Source organism: Isoptericola sp. S6320L (assembly GCF_023015685.1).
Classification (GTDB): Bacteria; Actinomycetota; Actinomycetes; order Actinomycetales; family Cellulomonadaceae; genus Isoptericola; species Isoptericola halotolerans_A.
The window spans coordinates 21,146-42,946 of the sequence record NZ_JALKAT010000025.1 but is presented as its reverse complement, the minus strand read 5'-3'; the positions used below and the strand labels follow the sequence as shown (position 1 = coordinate 42,946).

The 21,801-nt window shown below is 72.9% G+C and carries 21 protein-coding genes; 14 read left to right on the top strand and 7 right to left on the bottom strand.

Features of this window, described 5'->3' with window-relative positions:
- Positions 1-85 precede the first annotated feature (85 nt).
- The 6 genes from ilvC (at position 86) to MWU57_RS13230 (ending at position 5,749) form a co-directional block, all read left to right on the top strand.
- Positions 86-1,114 (top strand): ketol-acid reductoisomerase, encoded by a 1,029-nt coding sequence (gene ilvC, locus MWU57_RS13255; RefSeq protein WP_106268679.1) that lies wholly within the window; start codon positions 86-88, stop codon positions 1,112-1,114.
- Between the two features lie 125 nt (positions 1,115-1,239).
- The gene (locus MWU57_RS13250; RefSeq protein ID WP_246909659.1) at positions 1,240-1,797 is read left to right on the top strand and encodes an ASCH domain-containing protein; all 558 of its coding nucleotides are present in this window, start codon (positions 1,240-1,242) and stop codon (positions 1,795-1,797) included.
- 34 nt (positions 1,798-1,831) lie between these two features.
- A complete protein-coding gene (locus MWU57_RS13245; RefSeq protein WP_246909658.1) occupies positions 1,832-2,230 on the top strand; it encodes a VOC family protein in 399 nt (132 codons plus the stop codon).
- 71 nt (positions 2,231-2,301) lie between these two features.
- On the top strand, positions 2,302-3,345 hold the full coding sequence (locus MWU57_RS13240) for a 3-isopropylmalate dehydrogenase (RefSeq protein WP_246909657.1): 1,044 nt from the start codon (positions 2,302-2,304) through the stop codon (positions 3,343-3,345).
- 125 nt (positions 3,346-3,470) lie between these two features.
- Complete coding sequence (locus MWU57_RS13235; protein ID WP_106268672.1) at positions 3,471-4,604, top strand: branched-chain amino acid aminotransferase; 1,134 nt, start codon at positions 3,471-3,473, stop codon at positions 4,602-4,604.
- A 23-nt stretch (positions 4,605-4,627) separates the two neighbouring features.
- The gene (locus MWU57_RS13230) at positions 4,628-5,749 is read left to right on the top strand and encodes a winged helix DNA-binding domain-containing protein (protein ID WP_246909656.1); all 1,122 of its coding nucleotides are present in this window, start codon (positions 4,628-4,630) and stop codon (positions 5,747-5,749) included.
- Here MWU57_RS13230 and MWU57_RS13225 read toward each other — a convergent pair.
- Positions 5,736-6,302 carry a hypothetical protein gene (locus MWU57_RS13225; protein ID WP_246909655.1) on the bottom strand — a complete coding sequence of 189 codons (567 nt, stop codon included), beginning with the start codon at positions 6,300-6,302 and terminating at the stop codon, positions 5,736-5,738. The genes MWU57_RS13230 and MWU57_RS13225 overlap by 14 nt on opposite strands.
- Positions 6,303-6,562: 260 nt before the next feature.
- On the opposite strand from MWU57_RS13225, the gene cimA reads away from it, so the two are divergent.
- Positions 6,563-8,218, top strand: coding sequence for a citramalate synthase (gene cimA, locus MWU57_RS13220; protein ID WP_246909654.1), 1,656 nt, complete (start codon positions 6,563-6,565; stop codon positions 8,216-8,218).
- Between the two features lie 3 nt (positions 8,219-8,221).
- Here the strand turns inward: cimA and MWU57_RS18455 are convergent, their stop codons facing one another.
- Positions 8,222-9,148 carry a MurR/RpiR family transcriptional regulator gene (locus MWU57_RS18455; RefSeq protein ID WP_246909652.1) on the bottom strand — a complete coding sequence of 309 codons (927 nt, stop codon included), beginning with the start codon at positions 9,146-9,148 and terminating at the stop codon, positions 8,222-8,224.
- Positions 9,149-9,205: 57 nt separating this feature from the next.
- Here MWU57_RS18455 and MWU57_RS13210 point away from each other — a divergent pair, with 57 nt between their 5' ends.
- The 5 genes from MWU57_RS13210 to MWU57_RS13190 all read left to right on the top strand — a co-directional run bounded on the left by MWU57_RS13210 (position 9,206) and on the right by MWU57_RS13190 (position 15,251).
- Entirely contained in the window at positions 9,206-10,282 is a 1,077-nt protein-coding gene (locus MWU57_RS13210; RefSeq protein WP_246909673.1) for a biotin/lipoate A/B protein ligase family protein, read from the top strand.
- Positions 10,283-10,502: 220 nt separating this feature from the next.
- The gene (locus tag MWU57_RS13205; protein WP_246909651.1) at positions 10,503-11,789 is read left to right on the top strand and encodes a sugar ABC transporter substrate-binding protein; all 1,287 of its coding nucleotides are present in this window, start codon (positions 10,503-10,505) and stop codon (positions 11,787-11,789) included.
- A gap of 3 nt (positions 11,790-11,792) precedes the next feature.
- Complete coding sequence (locus tag MWU57_RS13200) at positions 11,793-12,761, top strand: carbohydrate ABC transporter permease (RefSeq protein ID WP_246909650.1); 969 nt, start codon at positions 11,793-11,795, stop codon at positions 12,759-12,761.
- A complete protein-coding gene (locus tag MWU57_RS13195) occupies positions 12,758-13,600 on the top strand; it encodes a carbohydrate ABC transporter permease (RefSeq protein WP_374108556.1) in 843 nt (280 codons plus the stop codon). Before MWU57_RS13200 ends, MWU57_RS13195 begins: the two co-directional genes overlap by 4 nt.
- A gap of 4 nt (positions 13,601-13,604) precedes the next feature.
- Positions 13,605-15,251 carry a glycoside hydrolase family 3 N-terminal domain-containing protein gene (locus MWU57_RS13190; RefSeq protein ID WP_246909649.1) on the top strand — a complete coding sequence of 549 codons (1,647 nt, stop codon included), beginning with the start codon at positions 13,605-13,607 and terminating at the stop codon, positions 15,249-15,251.
- On the opposite strand, the gene MWU57_RS13185 is transcribed toward MWU57_RS13190, so the two are convergent.
- Positions 15,238-15,993 (bottom strand): YggS family pyridoxal phosphate-dependent enzyme, encoded by a 756-nt coding sequence (locus tag MWU57_RS13185; RefSeq protein WP_246909648.1) that lies wholly within the window; start codon positions 15,991-15,993, stop codon positions 15,238-15,240. The two genes, MWU57_RS13190 and MWU57_RS13185, sit on opposite strands and share 14 nt — an antisense overlap.
- Before the next feature lie 80 nt (positions 15,994-16,073).
- Here MWU57_RS13185 and MWU57_RS13180 point away from each other — a divergent pair, with 80 nt between their 5' ends.
- Positions 16,074-16,478 carry a YccF domain-containing protein gene (locus MWU57_RS13180; protein WP_106268659.1) on the top strand — a complete coding sequence of 135 codons (405 nt, stop codon included), beginning with the start codon at positions 16,074-16,076 and terminating at the stop codon, positions 16,476-16,478.
- Between the two features lie 6 nt (positions 16,479-16,484).
- Here MWU57_RS13180 and MWU57_RS13175 read toward each other — a convergent pair whose 3' ends face one another.
- Both MWU57_RS13175 and ybaK read right to left on the bottom strand, forming a co-directional pair.
- A complete protein-coding gene (locus MWU57_RS13175; protein ID WP_246909647.1) occupies positions 16,485-17,021 on the bottom strand; it encodes a putative immunity protein in 537 nt (178 codons plus the stop codon).
- Positions 17,022-17,025: 4 nt separating this feature from the next.
- On the bottom strand, positions 17,026-17,520 hold the full coding sequence (gene ybaK / locus MWU57_RS13170) for a Cys-tRNA(Pro) deacylase (protein ID WP_246909646.1): 495 nt from the start codon (positions 17,518-17,520) through the stop codon (positions 17,026-17,028).
- An 81-nt stretch (positions 17,521-17,601) separates the two neighbouring features.
- Between ybaK and MWU57_RS13165 the strand changes: the two genes are divergently transcribed.
- Complete coding sequence (locus MWU57_RS13165; protein WP_246909645.1) at positions 17,602-18,354, top strand: sulfite exporter TauE/SafE family protein; 753 nt, start codon at positions 17,602-17,604, stop codon at positions 18,352-18,354.
- A 22-nt stretch (positions 18,355-18,376) separates the two neighbouring features.
- Here MWU57_RS13165 and MWU57_RS13160 read toward each other — a convergent pair whose 3' ends face one another.
- Positions 18,377-18,880, bottom strand: coding sequence for a hypothetical protein (locus MWU57_RS13160; protein ID WP_246909643.1), 504 nt, complete (start codon positions 18,878-18,880; stop codon positions 18,377-18,379).
- A 106-nt stretch (positions 18,881-18,986) separates the two neighbouring features.
- Positions 18,987-21,719, bottom strand: a complete 2,733-nt coding sequence (locus tag MWU57_RS13155; RefSeq protein WP_246909641.1) for an RNA helicase — start codon at positions 21,717-21,719, stop codon at positions 18,987-18,989.
- Positions 21,720-21,801: the final 82 nt, after the last annotated feature.

Below are 21,801 nucleotides of genomic sequence, written 5' to 3'. Positions count from 1 at the left end.
GCCCTGCCGCCGCCCGGCATCATCTCCAGCACCATCAACCCGACACCACCCCGACGCGAACCACCCGAGAAAGAGGAGCACCACCGTGGCCGAGATGTTCTACGAGGACGCCGCCGACCTGTCCATCATCCAGCAGCGCAAGGTCGCGGTCATCGGCTACGGCAGCCAGGGCCACGCCCACGCGCTCAACCTGCGCGACTCCGGCGTCGACGTCCGGGTCGGCCTGCGCGCCGGCTCGTCGTCGCAGCAGAAGGCGGAGAACGAGGGCCTGAAGGTCCTCCCCGTCGCCGACGCGGTCAAGGAGGCCGACGTCGTCGTCATCCTGGCCCCGGACCAGGTCCAGCGTGACCTGTACCGCGACGAGATCGCGCCGAACCTGACCGAGGGCAGCGCGCTCGTCTTCGGCCACGGCTTCAACATCCGCTTCGGTTACATCAAGCCCGAGGCCGGTCACGACGTCCTCATGGTCGCGCCCAAGGGCCCGGGACACCTCGTGCGCCGCGAGTACGTCGACGGCCGTGGCGTGCCGGTGATCGTGGCGGTCGAGCAGGACGCCTCCGGCTCGGCCTGGGACCTCGCGCTGTCCTACGCGGCCGGCATCGGCGGCCTGCGCGCCGGCGGCATCAAGACCACCTTCACCGAGGAGACCGAGACCGACCTGTTCGGCGAGCAGGCCGTGCTGTGCGGCGGTGCCTCGCAGCTGGTGCAGTACGGTTTCGAGACGCTCACCGAGGCCGGCTACCAGCCGGAGGTCGCCTACTTCGAGGTGCTGCACGAGCTCAAGCTCATCGTCGACCTCATGGTCGAGGGCGGTATCGCCAAGCAGCGCTGGTCCGTCTCCGACACCGCGGAGTACGGCGACTACGTCTCCGGCCCGCGGGTCATCTCGCCGGAGGTCAAGGAGAACATGAAGGCGGTGCTCGCGGACATCCAGTCGGGTGCGTTCGCCGAGCGCTTCATCGCCGACCAGGACAACGGCGGCCAGGAGTTCAAGGAGCTGCGCGCGAAGGGCGAGGCGCACCCCATCGAGACCACCGGCCGCGAGCTGCGCAAGATGTTCGCGTGGATCAAGCCCGCTGACTCCGACTACCAGGAGGGCAGCGCCGCTCGCTGACACCCACCCTTCGTCAGCGAACGACGCGTGCGGCCGCCACCCCGACCCGGGGGTGGCGGCCGCACGTGCTCTGCGCCCGGCGCGTTCCGCGGCACGGCCGTGCCGGCGATGGCAGGATGTGCCGCATGAGCGACGCGACGCCCCAGGGCGGAACTCCGGACCCCGCGCAGCCGCACCTCGCGGACACCGCACAGGCCGAGCACATCACGCGGTTCTGGGACACGGCCCGCCCGAGCGCCGGTCGCACCAGTCACGGCGGCGCGGTGGGGGAACGGTCGGAGAACGTGGTGCCGCCGCCCGCGTGGGCGTTCGGTGACAACCCCGAGCTCGCGGACGAGCTGCTCGCGCTCGTGCTCGCCGGGACCAAGACCGCGACGGCGTCCCTCGTCGTCGAGTACGACGAGTCGGCGGAGGAGATGCCCCGCCGGGGCGACCTGTCGATCCTGCTGGACGGCGCGGGCGACCCGCGGGCGCTGATCCGGACGACCGAGGTCGAGACGGTGCCGTTCGACGAGGTCAGCGCCGAGCACGCCTGGGCCGAGGGCGAGGACGACCGCACCCTCGAGTCGTGGCGCGAGCAGCACGAGCGCTACTGGCGGCGCACCCTCGCCGGGACCGCCCACGAGTTCGACCCGTCCATGCCGGTGGTGTGCGAGCGATTCACGGTGCTGTACTCGGAGTGAGGCCCGCGCCTGCGGGCCGCAGGGAGGGACGACGATGTCGCTGCGCTGGTACTCGACGGTCGTGGAGTCGACCGACCCACGGCGCCTGGCCGGCTGGTGGGCCGAGGCTCTCGGTTGGGATCATGCCTACGAGTCCGACGACGAGGTGGTCATCGTGCCGCCCTGGGCGCGTGAGCTCACCGAGCAGCTCGAGTTCCACCGGGTGCCGCCCGGGATGGTCTTCGTCCGGGTCGAGCACGAGAAGTCCGGCAAGAACCGGTTGCACTGGGACTTCGCGCCGCACACGGGCGACGACCGGGACGCCGAGATCGAGCGGCTGGTCGGGCTGGGCGCCACGGTGATCGACGTGGGCCAGCCCGACGGCGCGTCGTGGACGGTGCTCGCCGACCCGGACGGCAACGAGTTCTGCGTGCTGTCGGCCCGGGAGCAGTAGTCCCGCTCCGGGGCGTCCGTATCGCGAGACGGGCGTCCGCATCATGACCTGAGGCGGCGTACGCTCGGTCCATGACGCGCAACATCGACCTGGCAGTGGTGGCAGGAGACGGTATCGGGACCGAGGTCGTCGAGCAGGGGCTCGCCGTCCTGGACGCGGCCGTCGCCGGGTCCGACATCAAGGTCTCCACCACGGAGTTCGACCTCGGAGCGCGTCGCTGGCACGCCACCGGCGAGACCCTCACCGACACCGACCTGCAGCGCATCCGCGAGCACGACGCGATCCTGCTCGGCGCCATCGGCGACCCGACGGTCCCGTCCGGCGTCCTCGAGCGCGGTCTGCTCCTCAAGCTCCGCTTCGCGCTCGACCACTACGTGAACCTGCGCCCCGGCAAGCTCTACGAGGGCGTCACCAGCCCGCTGGCCCAGCCCGGCGACGTCGACTTCGTCGTCGTCCGCGAGGGCACCGAGGGGCCGTACGTCGGCAACGGGGGATCGGTGCGGACGGGCACGCCCCACGAGATCGCCACGGAGGTGTCGGTCAACACCGCGTTCGGTGTCGAGCGCGTCGTCCGCGACGCGTTCGCGCGCGCCCAGGCGCGTCCCCGCCGGCACCTGACGCTCGTGCACAAGCACAACGTGCTGGTCCACGCCGGGCACCTGTGGCGCCGCACGGTCGAGGCCGTGAACGCCGACTTCCCGGACGTCACCACGGACTACCTGCACGTGGACGCGGCCACGATCTTCCTCACGACGAACCCGTCGCGGTTCGACGTGATCGTCACGGACAACCTCTTCGGCGACATCCTCACGGACCAGGCGGCTGCGATCACGGGCGGTATCGGCCTGGCCGCGTCGGCCAACATCAACCCCGACCGCACCGCCCCGTCGATGTTCGAGCCCGTGCACGGCTCGGCTCCGGACATCGCCGGCCAGGGCAAGGCGGACCCGACGGCCACCGTGCTGTCGGTCTCGCTGCTGCTCGAGCACCTGGGGCTCGCCGACGAGGCGCGGCGCGTGGAGGCGGCCGTGGCGGCGGACCTCGCGGGCCGCGGTGACACGGTGCGTACGACGGCGGAGGTCGGCCGGGACCTCGCCGCACGAGTAGCGGGCTGAGCCCGGTCGGTGCTGGGGAGGGGCCGCAGGGTGCATCTTCCCCGGGTCGGACCGGTGCTCGCGTAGGTCACGGTGGCGAAGCCGTGGAAGACTACACAGGTCCGCACGTGAAAGGGTCCGCAGACATGACCAGCACCGACAGTTCCGCCATCCTCCCCGCCGAGCTCGAGGACCTCGTCGCACTGTTCGACGTCGAGCAGTCCGACGCCCCGACGCCCGACGCCGAACGCGAGGCCGCGCTCGCCGAGCCGCGCTTCGGCACGGTCTTCACGGACCACATGGCGCGCATCACCTGGCGCCGGGACACCGGCTGGCTGGACCGCCGGATCGAGAAGTACGGGCCCCTCCAGCTCGACCCGGCCACCGCCGTCCTGCACTACGCGCAGGAGATCTTCGAGGGGATGAAGGCGTACAAGCACGCGGACGGCTCCGTGTGGACCTTCCGGCCGGACGCGAACGCCGCGCGGTTCGCCCGCTCGGCCCACCGGCTGGCGCTGCCCGCGCTGTCGGTCGACGACTTCATCGGGTCCATCGCCGCGCTCGTCCGCACGGACCGCGCGTGGGTGCCCTCGGGCGAGGACTCCAGCCTGTACCTGCGTCCCTTCATGTTCGCCTCCGAGGCGTTCCTCGGGGTGCGGCCCGCGGCCGAGGTCGAGTACCTGTGCATCGCCTCGCCCGTCGGCCCCTACTTCGCCGGCGGCGTGCGGCCGGTGTCGATCTGGGTCGCCGAGGACTACCACCGGTCCGGCCCCGGCGGCACGGGTGATGCCAAGTGCGGCGGCAACTATGCCGCGAGCCTGCTGCCGCAGACGCAGGCGCAGGAGAACGGCTGCGACCAGGTGTGCTTCCTCGACGCCACGACGAACTCCTACCTCGAGGAGCTCGGCGGGATGAACGTGTTCGTCGTCATGGCCGACGGCAGCGTCCACACGCCGGAGCTCACCGGTTCCATCCTGGAGGGCGTGACGCGATCGTCGATCCTGCAGCTCGCCTCCGACCGGGGGCGTGACGTCGTCGAGCGCCGCATCCCGCTCGCCGAGCTGGTGGCAGGGCTGGCCGACGGCAGCGTGCGGGAGGTCTTCGCCTGTGGCACCGCGGCCGTGATCACGCCCGTGGGTCGCCTGGCCGGGGGCACGTTCGACCACACCGTCGGCGACGGCGAGCCTGGCGACCTGACCATGCAGATCCGCACCGAGCTCACGGACATCCAGTACGGTCGCGCCGCGGACCGCCACGGCTGGATGCGTCGCCTGGCCTGAGTGCCCACGGCGGCCCATCGACGATGACGACGGAGGTCACGCTCGACGAGCTCGGCCGGACGACGCTGGCCCGGCAGCTCCTCCTCGCGCGCGCGGACGGCGTGGTCGCCGAGGTGGTCGGCGCGGTCGGCGGGCTGCAGGCGCAGCATCCCGACATGCCGGCCACGGCCCTCTGGGCGCGGCGGACGGGACGGACGTCCGATCTCCGGGACGCCCTCGCCGACCGCGAGGTCGTCCGGGCGACCGTCATGCGTTCGACCCTGCACGTGGTCCCCGCGGCGCGCTGGGCGGATCTCGACGCCGTCAGCGCGGCCGAGCGCCTGGCGACGTGGCGGGCCAGCGCCCGCCGAGCGGGTGTGGACCTGGTGGAGCTCAACGCCGAGGTGCGCGAGCTCTGCCGCGCTACGGCCCGCACCGTGGACCAGATCGAGGCCTTCGCCGCCGAGCGGTATACCGGCGTCGACGTGACCGCCGCGGTACCGGACGGCGTGAGCCGACCGTGGTGGCGGCTCGCCTCGGCAGGCGGCGGTCTGGTCCGGGTGCCGCCCAGCAGCACCGGCGAGGCCGACGTCCCGGCTTCCTACGTCGACGGCGCCACCTGGTGCGAGGTCACGGAGCGGCCCGACGTCGACGCCGCCCGGGTGCGCGCCGTCGTCGGCTACCTGCGGGCGTTCGGCCCCGCCACCCGTGCCGACGTCGGCCACGGACTCGGCATCCGCCGGGCCACGCCGCTGAAGGCGGCGCTCACCGAGATCGGCGTTCGTGTGCTCGGCGGTCCCGGCGGGGCGGAGCTGCTGGACCTGCCCGACGGAGAGGTCGTGCCGGCAGACGTCCCCGTACCCGTGCGCTTCCTGCCGCGGTGGGAGCACCTGCTCGTCGCGCTGAAGGACCGGCGGCGCTTCCTCGACGACGCCGGGGCGTCAGCGGTGTACCGCCGCAACGGCGACATCCTGCCCACCTTCTGGGCCGACGGCCGGGTCGCGGGGACGTGGAGCGTGGTGCGTTCCGACGAGGGTGCCGAGATCCGGTTGACCGCGATCGGTCCTGCTGCCGCGGAGCACCGCGAGGCGATCGAGGCCGAGGCCGCGTCGCTGGCCACCCACCTCGGCACCGGCACCGCCGGCACGTCCGTCAGGTGGTCGTGACGGGCACCGACAGGGTGCGCCCCAGCACCGACCCGAGCATGGACGACACGGCCAGGCCGAGGATGACCCACACCAGCGCCGTCATGGCCCCGGCGAGCGGGTCGGGGTTCCCGGTGAACGGCAGCACGGCGAGGATCACGGTCGTCAGGCCCACGAGCCACCCGAAGAACATGCGCGGCCGGGGTGCGATGACGACGAGCAGGTGCAGGACCGCCGCGCCCAGCAGGGCGAAGACGGCGCCGGCGCCAGCCCACGAGGCGTCGTCGCCGGCACCGAGCGCGTCGGGCGGCGCGTAGAGCCCGATGTCGAACACCTCGTCGAAGATGACGGACGCGGCCAGACCGAGGAGCGCGCACACCAGGACGGTCGCGGCGGCGCCGGCCCAGTAGCGGCCGACGTCGAGCTGCGGCCGCTGCGGCGGGAGCGGCTGGGCGGGCGACCAGCTCGGCCGGCCCGGCACGGGGACGACGCCGGGCGGCTGCTCGTCGGAAGGCACCCCACCCATGCTCCGGGTGGGGTCTTCCGCGCCGTAGGGCCGCTGGGGATCGCTCACGGTCGTCCTCCTCGTGTGGTCAACGACCCCTAGCCGACCACACCTGGCCCTCGCCCACCCGCTGGACACACGGGTGACCTCGCAGAAGTGCTGTGGCACTATGTGAGCCATGACTCGTGCATCCCGGCGCCACTCGCGCTGCCGCTGCCTCATTAGCTAGCGCGTCCGGTCCACCTGACCGGACGCGCAGACCTTCCGTACCCGGAGGGTCTTTTTTGTTGTCCAGAGCCGTTGTCCTATCGATCCCACGGGAGCCACCGATGGCCACCGCCCCGTTCCACGTGTACGACACCACCCTGCGCGACGGTGCGCAGCAGGAGGGGATGAACCTCTCCGTCGCGGACAAGCTCGCGATCGCACCGCTCCTCGACGAGCTCGGGGTCGGCTTCATCGAGGGCGGGTGGCCCGGCGCCATCCCCAAGGACACGGAGTTCTTCCGGCGTGCCGCCAAGGAGATCGAGCTGCGTCACGCGGTGCTCGCCGCGTTCGGCTCGACGCGCAAGGCCGGTACCCGGGCCTGGGACGACCCGCAGGTGCGCGCGCTGCTCGACTCCGAGGCGCCCGTGGTCACGTTGGTCGCCAAGTCGGACGTCCGCCACGTCGAGCGGGCGCTGCGCACGACGCCGGACGAGGGCATCGCCATGATCCGCGACACCGTGGAGTTCCTGGTCGGCGAGGGCCGCCGGGTGGTGGTGGACGCGGAGCACTTCTTCGACGGCTACCGGTACGACGCCGGCTACACGCGTTCCGCCGTCGTCGCGGCCTTCGAGGCGGGCGCGGAGGTCGTGGCGCTGTGCGACACGAACGGCGGCATGCTCCCGTCCTGGGTGGGGGACGTGGTCACGGAGCTGCGCGAGTCCCTCGGGATGGCCCACGGCCGCGACGCGCTGCCCGGCGACCCGCTGCTCGGCATGCACGCCCACAACGACTCCGGGTGCGCGATCGCGAACACGCTGGCTGCCGTCGACGCGGGCTGCGCGCACGTCCAGGGCACCGTGAACGGGTACGGCGAACGGACCGGCAACGTCGACCTGGTGGCCGTCGTCGCGAACCTCGCGCTGAAGAGCGGCATCCGGACGCTGCCGGGCGACGGCCTGGCCGAGTCGACCCGGATCGCGCACGCCGTCGCGGAGATCACCAACATCGCCCCCCACGCGCGCCAGCCCTACGTCGGCGCGAGCGCGTTCGCCCACAAGGCGGGCCTGCACGCCAGCGCGATCAAGGTGGACCCGGACCTGTACCAGCACATCGACCCGACGGCCGTGGGCAACGACATGCGGATGCTCGTCTCCGACATGGCCGGGCGGGCGTCGATCGAGCTCAAGGGCCGCGAGCTCGGCTTCGACCTCGCGGGCCAGGGCGAGCTGCTCACCCGGGTCACCACGCGGGTCAAGGACGCCGAGGCGCAGGGGTACACGTTCGACGCGGCCGACGCCTCGTTCGAGCTCATCCTGCGCGAGGAGCTCACGGGGGACCGGCCGCACTACTTCCGGATCGAGTCCTGGCGCGCGATCGTCGAGACCTCGGGCGGCCGGTCGGGCGGCACGCCGAACGCCGACCGGCGCGACGCCGAGGCGCTGGCCGAGGCCACCGTGAAGCTGCACGCCGGCGGCGAGCGGATCGTCGTGACCGGTGAGGGCAACGGTCCCGTCAACGCGCTCGACCAGGCGCTGCGTCACGCGCTGACGAGGGTCTACCCCCAGATCGAGAAGTTCGACCTGGTGGACTTCAAGGTGCGCATCCTCGATGCCGAGCACGGGACCGACGCGACGACCCGCGTCCTGGTGGAGACCACGGACGGCCAGCACACGTGGTCGACGGTCGGCGTGGGTCCGAACATCATCGAGGCGGCCTGGGAGGCCCTGATCGACGCGCACGTGTACGGCCTGGTGCACGCCGGCGTCGACCCTCGCTGACGTTCAGCGGGAGCCGGGGTCCATGCGGTGCTGCTGGACGGCGTCGTAGGTGACCGCCAGGGCGGCCGTCGTCGCCTCGAACCGGCGCTGCGCGACGCGCACGAACAGGAAGTCGACCACGGCGAGCTGGGCGATCCGGCTCGACAGGGCGCCCGAGCGGAACTGCGTCTCGCGCGCGGCGGTGGTCAGCACGACGTCCGCGGTCTCGGCCAGCGGCGAGGCGGGGGAGTTGGTGATCGCGACCGTCGCCGCCCCGCGTGCGCGGGCCAGGGTCAGCGCCTGGACCGGCTCCACGGTGCGCCCGGTGTGGGACACCGCGACGGCGACGGAGCCGCTGCCGTGCAGCGCGGCCGACTGCAGCTGCTGGTGCGAGTCCACGGGGGCGAGGCACACGAGCCCGATCCGGGACAGCTTCTGCGCGAGATCCTGTGCGGTCAGGCCCGACGACCCGACGCCGTACACGTCGATGCGGTCGGCCCGGGCGACGGCGGCCACAGCGCTCTCCAGCGCGTCGAGGTCCAGGAGGCGCGCGGTCTCCTCGATGGCGCGCGCCTCGTGGAAGGCGATCTTGCGCACGACGTCGGTGGCGCCGTCGGTCCGGTTGATCTCTCCCTGGGCGACGCCGGAGCGCTCCAGCTCGACCGCCCGGCGGCTCGCCGCCTGCGCCAGGTCGATGCGGAACTCCGCGTAGCCGGTGTACCCGACGGTCCGGCAGAAGCGCACGACCGTCGCCTGGGAGGTTCCGGCCCGGGCCGCCAGCTCGGAGATCGTGGCGCCGACGGCGGCGGCGACGTCGGTGAGGACGACGTCGGCGACGCGCGCCTCGGCCGGGGGCAGCGTGGGGCGTGCCTGCCGGAGCCGGACGAGCACGTCACCGTCCGTCGTCGCTCCCGGTCCGCGTCGTCCTGGTGGTGCACCGCTCGAGGTCACGCGCACAGCGTCTCATCGATGGCCCCGTCCATGCTGACGGCGGGCTACCGTGGACCCGTGCGAGGAGAGTACAAGGTCCCCGGTGGCAAGCTCGTGGCGGTCGACGTCGAGGTCGCGGACGGCCGGTTGACCGACGTCCGGCTGAGCGGCGACTTCTTCCTGGAGCCGGACGAGGCGCTGGGCGTCATCGACGCGGCGCTGACCGGCCTCCCCGAGGGGACGTCACCCCGTGACCTGGCCGTCGCCGTCGAGCAGGGGCTGAGCGCCGCCGAGGCGGACGGGTCGCTGGCGGGCCCCGTCGCGCTGGTCGGGTTCGACCCGTGGTCCGTGGCGGTCGCCGTGCGCCGTGCCCTGGGCCGCGCCTCGTCCTGGGAGGACCACACGTTCGAGGTGCTGCGTCCGGGGCCGCTGCCACCGCGCACCCTGGCGGCGCTGGACCAGGTGCTGACCGAGGAGCTGGCGGAGGGTCGCCGCGGTCCGACGCTGCGCTTCTGGGAGTGGGACGAGCGGGCGGTGTTCATCGGGTCCTTCCAGTCCTACCGCAACGAGATCGACGACGACGGTGTGGACCGGCACGGCGTCACGGTGGTGCGGCGCATCAGCGGGGGCGGGGCGATGTTCATGGAGGCCGGCAACTGCGTGACGTTCTCCCTGGTCGTGCCGGCCTCGCTCGTGGACGGACTGAGCTTCGAGCAGTCGTACGCGTTCCTGGACGACTGGGTGCTCGGTGCGCTCGCGGACGTGGGGGTGGAGGCACACTTCTCCGGCATGAACGACGTCGCGTCGCCGGTGGGCAAGCTCGCCGGGTCGGCGCAGAAGCGCCTCGCCGGGGGAGCGGTGCTGCACCACATGACGATGGCCTACGACATCGACCAGGACAAGATGCTCGAGGTGCTGCGCATCGGCCGCGAGAAGCTGTCGGACAAGGGCACCCGCAGCGCGAACAAGCGGGTGGACCCGCTGCGCTCGCAGACCGGCCTGGCACGCGAGGCGATCCTCGACGCGTTCGACAAGCACTTCCGCAGCCGTTACCGGACGACCGACTCGGAGCTGCGGCGCGAGGAGCTCGAGCGCGCGGAGGAGCTGGTGCGCACGAAGTTCGCGACGCGGGAGTGGATCCACCGGGTCCCCTGAGGTCACCGTCCGGTCACGAAGTCGGGAGCGGACTTTCGTCCGTCGGTCGAGGACACTATGGTTCAGGGCAAGCGGCGTGGGGGAAACTATTCTTCACGTTTGTTATCTACCCGAACAGCGCCGCTACGGACAACGAGGTCTCGGGTCGGGACGCAGAGGTTCCACGGCCCGGCCTGCACCGCGAGCGACGGAGGTAGCGATGCGGCGGCACACATTCAGGATGGCGACGGCGGTAGCCACGACGGCGGCGGTCACGCTGGCGGTCTCGGCCTGCGGCTCCGACGACGGGGGAGGTAGCACCGGCGGCGCGACCGACGCCGAGGGACAGACCCTCGACGTGTGGATCATGCAGGGCACCAACCCCAGCGCGGACGCCTTCTTCGAGGAGGTCGGCACGGCGTTCACCGAGCAGACGGGGGCCGAGCTCAACGTCGAGTTCGTCGAGTGGGGGGACGCGCACGACCGGTTCGTCACGTCGATCGCCGGCGGCACGACGCCGGACGTCGCCGAGACCGGCACCACGTGGACGCCCGAGTTCGCCGACGCCGGTGCGCTCGCACCGCTCGGTGACCACGTCGCGGAGGCCGGCCTCGACGGCGACCTCGTCGAGGGGCTCGTCGAGGCGGGCACCTACGACGGCGAGCTCTACGGCATGCCGTGGTACGCCGGCGTGCGCTCGCTGGTCTACAACACGGAGATCTTCGAGCAGGCAGGCGTCGAGCCGCCCACCACCTGGGACGAGCTCGAGGCCGCCGCGCAGGCCATCAAGGCCGAGTTCCCGGACAAGATCGCCGTCGCCGTCCCCGGCGACGCCGAGTTCACGGTCTACCCGTGGGTCTGGGGCGCCGGCGGAGACGTCGCCACGCTCGAGGGCGACACCTGGACGTCGCAGCTCGACAGCCCTGCGGCGCAGGAGGGGCTGTCGTTCTGGACCGGCCTGGCCGAGCAGGGCCTGTCGTCCGCCGGGGCGACGACCTGGCGCGAGACCGACGTCCTCGACGCCTTCGCCCTGGGTGACGTGGGCATGGCGATCATGGGGTCCTGGACCCCGGGCGCCATCGTCGAGGCCAACGCGGACATGGAGGGCAAGTTCGCCGCCGTGCCGATCCCCGGCCAGGACGGCGGGATCTCCCCGTCGGTGCTCGGCGGCTCCCACCTGAGCATGTTCGAGACCGCCGAGAACAAGGACCTCGCGTTCGCGTTCATCGAGATGATGACCACGGGCGAGCTCGCGACGAAGTGGGGCGAGCAGGCGGGCTACTTCCCGGGGCAGAAGTCCTTGCTCGACGAGACGCTGGCCAGCACCGACCCGCTGGTCGCCCCGTTCGCGGAGCAGTTCGTCGACGGCGGAGCGTCCGTGCCCGTCTCGCCGCACTTCGGAGCGGTGCAGGCGAAGGGGACCACCTCGACCATGATGCAGTCGATCCTGTCCGGCGACGCCGACGTCGCCGCCGCGAGCAGCGCCGCTGCCGAGGAGATGACCAGCCTGCTCAACGGCGGCAGCTGACGCATGACGAGCACCACTCGCGTCTCGGCGCCGGCAGGGCGCGGCAACGCACCTGCCGGCGCCGACCGCGTCCGCGGCCGCTCCCTCGTCGCCCGCACCCGGCCCTGGCTCCTGCTCGCGCCGGCGCTGGTCGTCCTGGCGGTCCTCATGCTGTGGCCGCTGATCCGGGTCCTGCTCTTCTCCCTGCAGGACTACGGGCTGCCCCAGATCGTCTCGGGCGAGACGGTGTGGATCGGCCTGGACAACTACACCGAGGTGCTGACCTCGGCCCAGCTGTGGCAGGTGGTGCTGCCGAACACCGTGGGCTTCTCGGTGCTCGCGGTCTCCTGCACCGTCGCGTTCGGCACCGCCGTCGCGGTGCTCCTGGCGTCGCTCGGCACGGTGTGGCGCACCATCGTCTCCAGCGCGATCATGGCGGCCTGGGCGATGCCCGCCGTGACGGGCACGTACGTGTGGGTGTGGATCTTCGACGCCGACCGCGGCGTGTTCAACCACGTCCTGCAGTCGCTCGGGCTGCAGGACCAGGCGGTGAACTGGTTCACCGACCGCTGGTCCTTCTACGCCATCGTGCTGATCAACATCGTCCACCACGGCTTCCCGTTCGTGGCGGTCACGGTGCTGGCCGGCCTCCTCGGTGTCCCCAAGGAGCTGCTCGAGGCGGCCGAGGTCGACGGTGCCGGCGCATGGCGGCGGTTCTTCTCGATCATCGTCCCGCAGCTGCGCCAGGTGTTCGCCGTCGTGATCATCCTGTCGACGATCTGGGACTTCAAGGTCTTCGCCCAGGTCTTCCTCATGCCCGGCGGCGCCGGGACGAACCGTGAGGTGCTCAACCTGGGCGTGTGGTCCTACGTCGAGTCCTTCGGGCAGAACCGCTACGGGTTCGGCTCGGCCATCGCCGTGCTCCTGACGCTGATGCTGCTCGTCGTCACGGTCGTCTACGTCCGCACCATCCTGAAGGAGGACGAGCTGTGAGCCTGCTGAGCACACGGCGCCCGACGCCCGCCGTGCGGGTGGGCAAGGGCCTGGCTGTCGCCGGGCTGCTGCTCTTCACCCTGTTCCCGGCGTACTGGATGCTGGTCAGCGCGTTCGACGCGCGCGCGGGGCGGGGCTCGTCGTTCGTCCCGGCCGAGCCGACGCTCGACCACTTCGAGTTCGTGCTCACCGAGGGCGGGTTCGACGTCTTCCTGCGCAACTCGGTGGTGGTCGCCCTGGTGACCGTCGTCGTGTCCTCGCTGCTGGCGCTGCTGGCATCGGTGGCGGTCGCCCGGTTCCGGTTCCGGTTCCGCACCCAGGTGCTGCTCATGGTGCTGGTCGTGCAGATGGTCCCGCTCGAGGCCCTCGTGATCCCCCTGTTCGTGCAGGTGCGTGACCTGGGGCTGCTCGAACAGCTCCTCGGGCTCGTGGTGGTCTACGTGGCGCTCGCCCTGCCGTTCGGCATCTGGATGCTGCGCGGCTTCGTCGCCGCGGTCCCGGTCGAGCTGGAGGAGGCCGCCTACCTCGACGGGGCGACCTGGGGCCGGATGTTCCGCTCCGTCCTGTTCCCGCTCGTGGCACCCGGTCTCGTCGCGACGAGCATCTTCAGCTTCATCACCGCCTGGAACGAGTTCCTGTTCGCGATGACGCTGCTCGGCGCGGCCACGGAGAACTACACCGTGGCCATCGGCCTGCGCTCGTTCTTCGGGCAGTTCTCCAACCAGTGGGGAGCGATCATGGCGGCGTCGACGCTGATCACGCTGCCCGTGATGATCTTCTTCATCCTCGTGCAGCGCCGTCTCGCCTCCGGCCTGACCGCCGGCGCCGTGAAGGGCTGAGCCGGTGGCGCCACGTCTCGCCGGCACCGCAGGCACCGCCGGCCCCGCCGACCCCGTAGATCCCACCGACCCCGGCGTCCGTCGGGCCGTGCTCGGCGTGCTGCTGCCCGGGTTCACGGGGACGCAGCCGCCCTTATGGGTCCTCGACGCGGCGCGCGACGGCCTGGCCGGTGTGGTGCTGTTCGCGCACAACACGCCCGACGTCGCGACGGCGGCCGGGCTGACCACGCGGCTGCACGAGGCCTCGCCAGGTCTGCTGGTGGCCGTCGACGAGGAGGGCGGCGACGTCTCCCGCCTCGAGGCGGGCTCCGGCTCGTCGCTGCCGGGCGCGGCCGCCCTGGGGCTCGTCGACGACGAGCGGCTCACCCACGAGGCCGGAGCGGCGCTCGGCCGGCTGCTCGCCGCCGTCGGCGTCGACCTCGATCTCGCACCGGTGCTCGACGTCGACGTCCCGGGCAACCCGGTCATCGGCGTCCGGGCGTTCGGCGACGTGCCGGAGCGTGTCGCGCGGCACGGGCTCGCGTTCGCCCGCGGCCTGCACCGGGGCGGTGCCGGCACGTGCGCCAAGCACTTCCCGGGCCACGGCGGCACGACGACGGACTCCCACCTCGAGCTGCCCGTCGTCACCGCCTCGCTGGACGCGCTGCGCCGTCGGGACCTGCTGCCGTTCGTCGAGGCGTTCGCACCGGACGCGGACGGCCGCGCGGGCGTCGACGCGCTCATGACGGCGCACGTCGTGGTTCCCGACCTCGGTCCCGGCCCGGCCTCCCTCGAGCCCGCCACCGTGCGGCTGGTCCGTGATCTGGGGTTTCACGGCCCGGTCATCACCGACGCGCTCGACATGGGTGCCGTCTCGGACGGGGCCCACGTCGGCGAGGCGGCCGTCCGAGCGGTCGAGGCGGGGGCCGACCTGCTGTGTCTCGGCACCACCGCGGGACGCGACGACGAGGGGCTGTTCCGCGACGCCGTCGGAGCCCTGACCGACGCCGTCGCCGCGGGGCGGATCGACGTCCAGCGGCTGCAGGACTCCGCGGCACGCACCGCCGCGGCCGTCGCCACCATCCGTGCCCGGCGCCGCCGGGCCGGCGCCGAGACCGGACCGGAGGCTGCCGGGGCGGCCCTGAGAGAGCTCGGCGAGGTCGGGCGTCGGGCCGCGGCCGTGGCGGTACGCCCCCTCGGGGGCCGGCTGGAGCCGCTCGCCGCCGCCCCCGAGGTGGTCGACCTGCGTCTGCGGCTCGACCACGCCGCCGGCCGCCGGTCGGAGCACGTGCAGCATGCCGTCGCACGGCGGTGGCCGGACGCCGTCGTGCATCCACCGCTGGACGACGAACGCTTCGCCGGGCTGCTGGCCGCCTGGCTGGAGGAGACGCCCGGGCCGCGCCGGCCCCTCGTGGTCGTCACGCGCGAACCGGTGCCCGGCACGCCCGAGGGGGACCGGCTGACCGCGCTCCTGGCGTCCCGCGGCGAGGTGCACGTGGTGCATACCGGAACCCCGGCGGCGCACCACCTCGTCGACCACGTGCTCCGGAGCCGCCCCGGCGTCGGGGTCGTGCTCGCCTGCGGGACGGGGCGTGCCAACGCGGAGGCCGCCGTCGACCTGCTCGCCCGCGGGACCGGCGGGCCCGCGCAGAGCCCGCCTACGCCGGGGTAGGGCGCGCGCCGAACACCCCGGTCCCCACGCGCACGATCGTCGCGCCCTCGGCGACGGCGAGCTCCAGGTCGCCCGACATCCCCATGGACAGCTCGCGTGCCTCGTCCGTGCCGGGCGCGCCGCTCACCAGGACCTCGTCCCGGAGCGCTCGCAGCCGGGCGAAACCGGCCCGCACCACGCCGTCGTCGTCGGAGCGGGCCCCGATCGTCATGAGTCCCGTGAGCCGCAGCCCGTCCAGCGCGGCCACGTGGCGGGCCAGCGCCACGGCGTCCGACGGCGCCACCCCGGACTTGCTCTCCTCGCCCGAGACGTTCACCTGGACCATGACGTCGAGCGTGCGGCCGGCGCGCACGGCCCGCTCGGAGAGCGCGTCGGCCAGGGAGGCGCGGTCGACGGTCTCCAGGCCGGTGACCGCCGGCAGCATCTGGTTGATCTTGTTGCGCTGCAGGTTGCCGATCATGTGCACCTCGAGGCGGCCGGCCGCCACGAGGTCCGCCAGCGCCGGAGCCTTGGCGACGAGCTCCTGCACGCGGTTCTCGCCGACCAGCGGCGGGGCGTCGTCGTCCCTGGCCGCGGCCAGGGCGGCGGCAGCCTCGACCGCGGCGAGCACCGTCCCGGCGTCCTGCGTCTTGGTGGCGAGCAGCAGCCGGACGTCGGCCGGGTCGCGTCCGGCGGCGGTCGCGGCGGCGTCGACCCGCGCGCGCACCGCGGCGAGCCGGTCGTGGACCGGGGGAGTGGGCATGCAGCCAGTCTACGAAGACCAGGGTGCGCTCAGGGGAATCCCGGGTCCCGCGCCGTGGCCCGCGGTGCGAGAATCAAGGGGTGAAGGCACTGCTCAACATCATCTGGCTCGTCTTCGGCGGGCTCGTGCTCGCGCTCGGCTACGCCGTCGCGGGCATCATCTGCTGCGTGCTCGTCGTCACGATCCCGTGGGGCATCGCGTCGTTCCGCATCGCCGGGTACGCGCTGTGGCCCTTCGGACGGACGGTCGTGGACAAGCCGCAGGCGGGCGCGTGGTCGGTGCTGGGCAACATCATCTGGATCGTCGTCGCCGGCATCTGGCTGGCCATCAGTCACGTGCTGACGGCGATCGCCCAGGCGATCACGATCATCGGCATCCCGCTCGCGATCGCGAACCTCAAGATGATCCCGATCTCCTTGCTGCCGCTCGGCAAGGACATCGTGCCCAGCGACGCGCGGTACCCGACGTACCAGCGGACGGCGTAGTTGCCCTCAGGCCTCCTCGCGGAGCGCGGCGTCGAGGTCTCGCAGCAGCTCGCCGACGCGTCCGCCGCCCGGTGGGGCCGCCGGGTAGCGCAGCAGGACCCCTCGCACGCCGGCGCCGGACCGGGCCCGGAGCCGTGCGAGGTGGTCCTCCCCGGCGCGGTGGGAGTCGCCGGCGGCGAGCTCCACGGCGCGGGCGGCATGGGCGGCCGCCCCCAGGATGTGCTTGACCTGGTGGGCCTGGGCGAGGGGGTGCAGGAACGCGGCGGCGGCCGCGCTCATGGTGGAGCGGGCGGCTTCCCCCGCAGCGGTCGGACCGGCGTCGCGCGCCGCGCGATGAGCGGCCCAGCCGGCAGCCCGGAGCACCGCCCGCCGCGGGCCGCCCTGCGCGAAGGCCTCGGCCGCCGTCAGCGCCTCGAGCGGCCGGAGGTCCTCGGGGTGCGCGGCGGTGAAGTGCTCCAGGACCGTCCGGGCGCACTCGATGCCGTAGGCGGTGACCGTGCGCAGCTCGTCCGTGGTCAGCGGGACCTCGCGCCGTGCGTCCACCGGGTCAGCGCCCGATCGTCGCGACGGTCGCGCCGGTGAGCCGCACGAGGTCGGTCGGCGCCAGCGCCAGGTCGAGCCCACGGCGTCCGCCGGAGACGTAGACCGTCTCGAACTCCTGAGCCGAGGCGTCCAGGACGGTGCGGTGCCGGGCGCGCTGACCGAGCGGCGAGATGCCGCCCGCCACGTAGCCGGTCGCTCGCTCGGCGCGGGCGACGTCGGCCATCGCGGCGCGCTTGCCGCCGACGGCGCGGGCGAGCGTCTTGAGGTCCAGCGACCCGGTGACCGGGACGACGGCGACGACCAGCGCGCCGTCGACGTCTGCCATCAGGGTCTTGAGCACCTGCTCGGGCGCGACGCCGAGGGCCGCGGCGGCCTCCGCACCGTAGCTCAGGCCGCTCGCCGGGTCGTGGGTGTACGGGTGCAGCGTGTGCGGCACGCCTGCCTTCTCCAGCGCGAGCACGGCGGGGGTGCCGCCGCTCGCCGTCCTCTTCCGGGCCACGACGCCCAGTGTGCCCGACCTCGCAGCCCGTGCGCGCCACCGGTGGCGGGGACGAGCCGGACCGCGGCGTACCGTGGGGCGGTGCTCACCCTCCTCGTCCTCGCCATCCTCGTCGGCGGGATCCTCCAGCGGGTGACGGGCATGGGCTTCGGGCTGGTCGCCGGTCCGTTCATCGTGCTGATCGTCGGCCCGCTGGAGGGCGTCCTCTTCGTCAACCTCTCCGGGGCGATCGCCTCGACGATCATCCTCGGCCGGGTGGTGCGCGATGTCGAGTGGCGCAAGTTCGCCTGGCTCACGGTGACGTCGGTCGTGGTGACGGTGCCCGCCGCGCTCCTGCTGCGGGACGTGAGCGCACCGGCGCTCGAGGCGACGGTGGGTGCCGTCGTCATCGTCGCGATGACGCTGGCCGTCGTCACGACGCGGCTGCGCCGAGAAGGCGCGCACCCGCTCGACGGCGAGTCGCGCTGGCCGCTCGCCGTGACGGGCGTGGCCAGCGGGTTCGGGTCCGTGGCGGCGGGCATCGGGGGACCGCCGGTGGCGGTCTACTCCGTGCTCAGCGGCTGGGACGCGAAGCGTTTCGCCGCGACGGCCCAACCGTTCTTCGCGGTGAACGCCCTGGCGGCGCTGGTCGCCAAGCTGGTCCTGGCGGACGCGTCGTTCCCCGCCATGGACGCGTGGCAGTGGGTGCTGCTCATGGTGTCGATCGTCGGCGGGCTCGCGATCGGCGAGGTGCTCGCCCCGCGCGTCTCGGCGAACGCCACCCGCCGGGTGCTCATCGTCCTCGCCTACGTGGGCGGGCTGGCGACGTTGACCCGGGGTCTGACCGGTCTGTGACGGCGGGGCGTCCGCGCGGCGCTCAGGTGTGGTGCCGGCCCTCACCCTCGGCGCGGTCCGCCCGGGTGTCCGGCGGTGCGTCGGCACGGTGCTCCGGGCGGTGCTCCGTGCGGTGGCCCTCGTCGGTGTCGTGGACGTAGACGGTACCCGTGGTCGCCCGGTGGTCAGGGTCGAGCTCGTCGGCGCGGCGCAGCCGCTCCTCGACGTCGGCCCGGCTCTCGCCGACCTTCGCGTTGCGGTCCTGGGCCTCCTGCTGGAGCCGCGCGGCCTCGGCCGCCTTGCGGTCGGCCTCGGCCTGCTGGAGTCGCGCCTCGGCGTCCAGCTTCTGGGCGGACGCCTCGCGTTCCTGCACGTCGATGCGCTCGCGCTCGGCGCCGCGCCGCAGCTCCGCGGCCTCCGCCCGCTCGGCCTCGTGCCGCTCCGCTGCGGCCGTCCGCGAACGCCGCACCAGGAACCACACCAGCAGCGCGAGCAGGATCACGGCGACGACCGCGACGACGATCCACATGATGGTCGAGCTGTCCATGGCAGCCTCCCGACTCGTCGAGCGAGGGATTGTTCCCTCTGCGCCGATTGAACGGCTGCCGCCGGGTGCCCGCAACCCGCCCGTGGACATCCCGGACGTCTGCGACCTACGAACCGAAGCGGCCCACGTGCAGGATGCTCACCACCGGTGCGCCCGCCTCGTCGCTCGCGGCGAGGTCCACCAGGGCGGTGATCGCCCAGTCGCGGTCCCCGTCGGCGTCGTCGAGCACCTGGCACACCCACCAGGCGCCGGCGGGCACGGTGCGGGTGTCCGACGGCGGAGCGCCGGACGGCAGCTCGGCGCCCGGCTCGAGCATGGTCAGCAGGGCCGTGGAGCGGGCGTTCGCGCCAAACCCGATCGCGTCGTCGCCCTGGGACTCGAAGAGGTCCTCGAGGGCGTCGGCCCAGGCGTCGCCGTCCCAGCCGGAGGTCTTGTCGAGGGCCTCCAGACCGTCGTAGTCCTCGCGGGCGGCGAGCTCGACGCGGCGGAACATGGCGTTGCGCACCAGGCGGCGGAAGGACCTCGGGTTGCCGGTCACCGGCCGGGCGGGGGCCTCGGCACCGGCCTCGGCGAGCTCGCCGTCGACGACGCTGTCGGCGTCGTCGTCCACGGGGTTCTGGAGCCGTTCCCACTCGTCGAGCAGCGAGGAGTCGACGCCGCGCACGAGCTCACCGAGCCACTCGACGACCTCGTGGACGTCCTCCGTGCGGTGCTCCTCCGGGACCACCTGGCGGATCGCCCGGAACGCGTCGGCCAGGTAGCGCAGCACCACGCCCTCGGTGCGCTCGAGGCCGTAGACGCTGACGAGCTCGCCGAACGTCATGGCCTGCTCGAGCATGTCCCGCACCACGGACTTGGGGGCGAGCTCGGCACCGGCGACCCACGGGTTGGTCTGCTTGTACTGCGCGAAGGCCGGCTCGAGCAGCTCGGCCAGGGGGCGGGGCCAGGTGACCTCCTCGAGCAGCTCCATGCGCTCGTCGTACTCGATGCCCTCGGCCTTCATCTCCGCGACCGCCTCGCCGCGGGCCTTGCGCTGCTGGCCGTAGAGGATCTGGCGCGGGTCGTCGAGGGTCGCCTCGATGACGGAGACGACGTCGAGGGCGTGCGTGGGGGAGTCGACGTCGAGCAGGTCCATGGCCGCCAGGGCGAAGGGCGACAGCGGGGCGTTGAGGGCGAAGTCGCGGGGGAGGTCGACCTCGAGCCGGACGCTCGGCCGGTAGCCGGCCGGGCGTGCCGGGTCCGGGACGCGCACCCGCTCGACCACGCCGGCGACCCGCAGCGAGCGGTAGATGCGCAGCGCCTGGCGCACGTGCTCGGCCTGCTGCGCGGCGCTGTCGTGGTTGGCGGTGAGCAGGTGCCGCATCGCCTCGACCGGGTCGACGGAGCCGGCCTCGTCCGACGCGCGCTCGTCGCGGGTGCGGGCGAGCACGTTGAGCACCATCGCGTGGTTGACGTGGAACTGGCTGGCCAGGGGCTCGGGCGGCGCGTCGCGGAGGCGCTCGAAGGTGGAGTCCGTCCAGTTGACGGAGCCCGACGGGGCCTTCTTGCGGACCAGCTTCTTGAGCTTCTTCGGGTCGTCCCCCGCCTTGGCGACGGCCTTGCGGTTCTCGATGACGTGCTCGGGGGCCATGACGATCACCTCGCCGAGGGTGTCGTAGCCCGCGCGCCCGGCTCGGCCGGAGATCTGGTGGAACTCGCGTGCGGTGAGGTGGCGCATCCGCTCGCCGTCGAACTTCACCAGCGACGTCATGAGCACGGTGCGGATGGGTACGTTGATGCCGACGCCCAGGGTGTCGGTGCCGCAGACGACCTTGAGCAGCCCGCGCTGCGTGAGGCGCTCCACGAGGCGGCGGTACTTGGGCAGCATCCCGGCGTGGTGGACGCCCACCCCCGCGCGCAGGTACTTGCTGAGCACCTTGCCGAACCCGGTGCCGAACCGGAACGCCCCGATCTCCGCCGCGATCGCGGCCTTCTCCTCCTTGGAGGCGAGCTTGCTGCTGAGCAGCGCCTGGGCGCGGTCGACGGCGTCCTTCTGCGTGAAGTGGACCACGTAGACGGGAGCCCGGTGCGTGGTGACGAGCTCCTCGATCACCTCGGGCAGCGGGTCCTGGACGTAGGAGAACGTCAGCGGGACGGGCCGCTCGGCGTCGGCGACCTCCGCCACGGGGCGGCCGGAGCGTTCTTCGAGGTCCTCGCGCAGCCGGGTGGTGTCGCCGAGCGTCGCGGACATCAGCACGAACTGGGTGTGCGGCAGCTCGAGCAGGGGTACCTGCCACGCCCAGCCGCGCTGCGGGTCGCCGTAGTAGTGGAACTCGTCCATCACGACCTGGGCGATGAAGTCCTCGTCCCCCGGCGTGCCGGCGCCCCGGCGCAGTGCGAGGTTGGCGAGGATCTCCGCGGTGCAGCAGATGATCGGCGCGTCCGCGTTGACGGCCGAGTCGCCCGTCATCATCCCGACGTTGCGGGAGCCGAACGCCGCGACCAGGTCGAAGAACTTCTCGCTGACCAACGCCTTGAGCGGCGCGGTGTAGTAGGTCCGCCCGCCGAGCCCGGAACGCCGGGCGGCCAGCGCCGCGAACTGCGCGCCCATCGCCACCATGGACTTGCCGGACCCGGTCGGCGTCGCCAGGACGACGTGCGAGCCCGTCATGAGCTCGAGCAGCGCCTCCTCCTGGTGCGGGTAGAGGCTCCGGCCGGTCGACGTCGCCCACTCGCCGAAGCCCTCGAAGAGCACGTCCGGCTCCGGCGCCCGGCCCGTCGGGGCGGGCAGGTAGGGCAGCAGCGTGCCGGCGGGACGCGGGGTGGTCGAGGAGGCAGCGGGAGCGTCGGTGGCAGTCATCGCGCTCATTGTCCCAGCCCTGTCCGCACTGGACGTCTGATCGGCACGTCGTGCCCGATTCGGCAGTTCGAACTGCCGAACC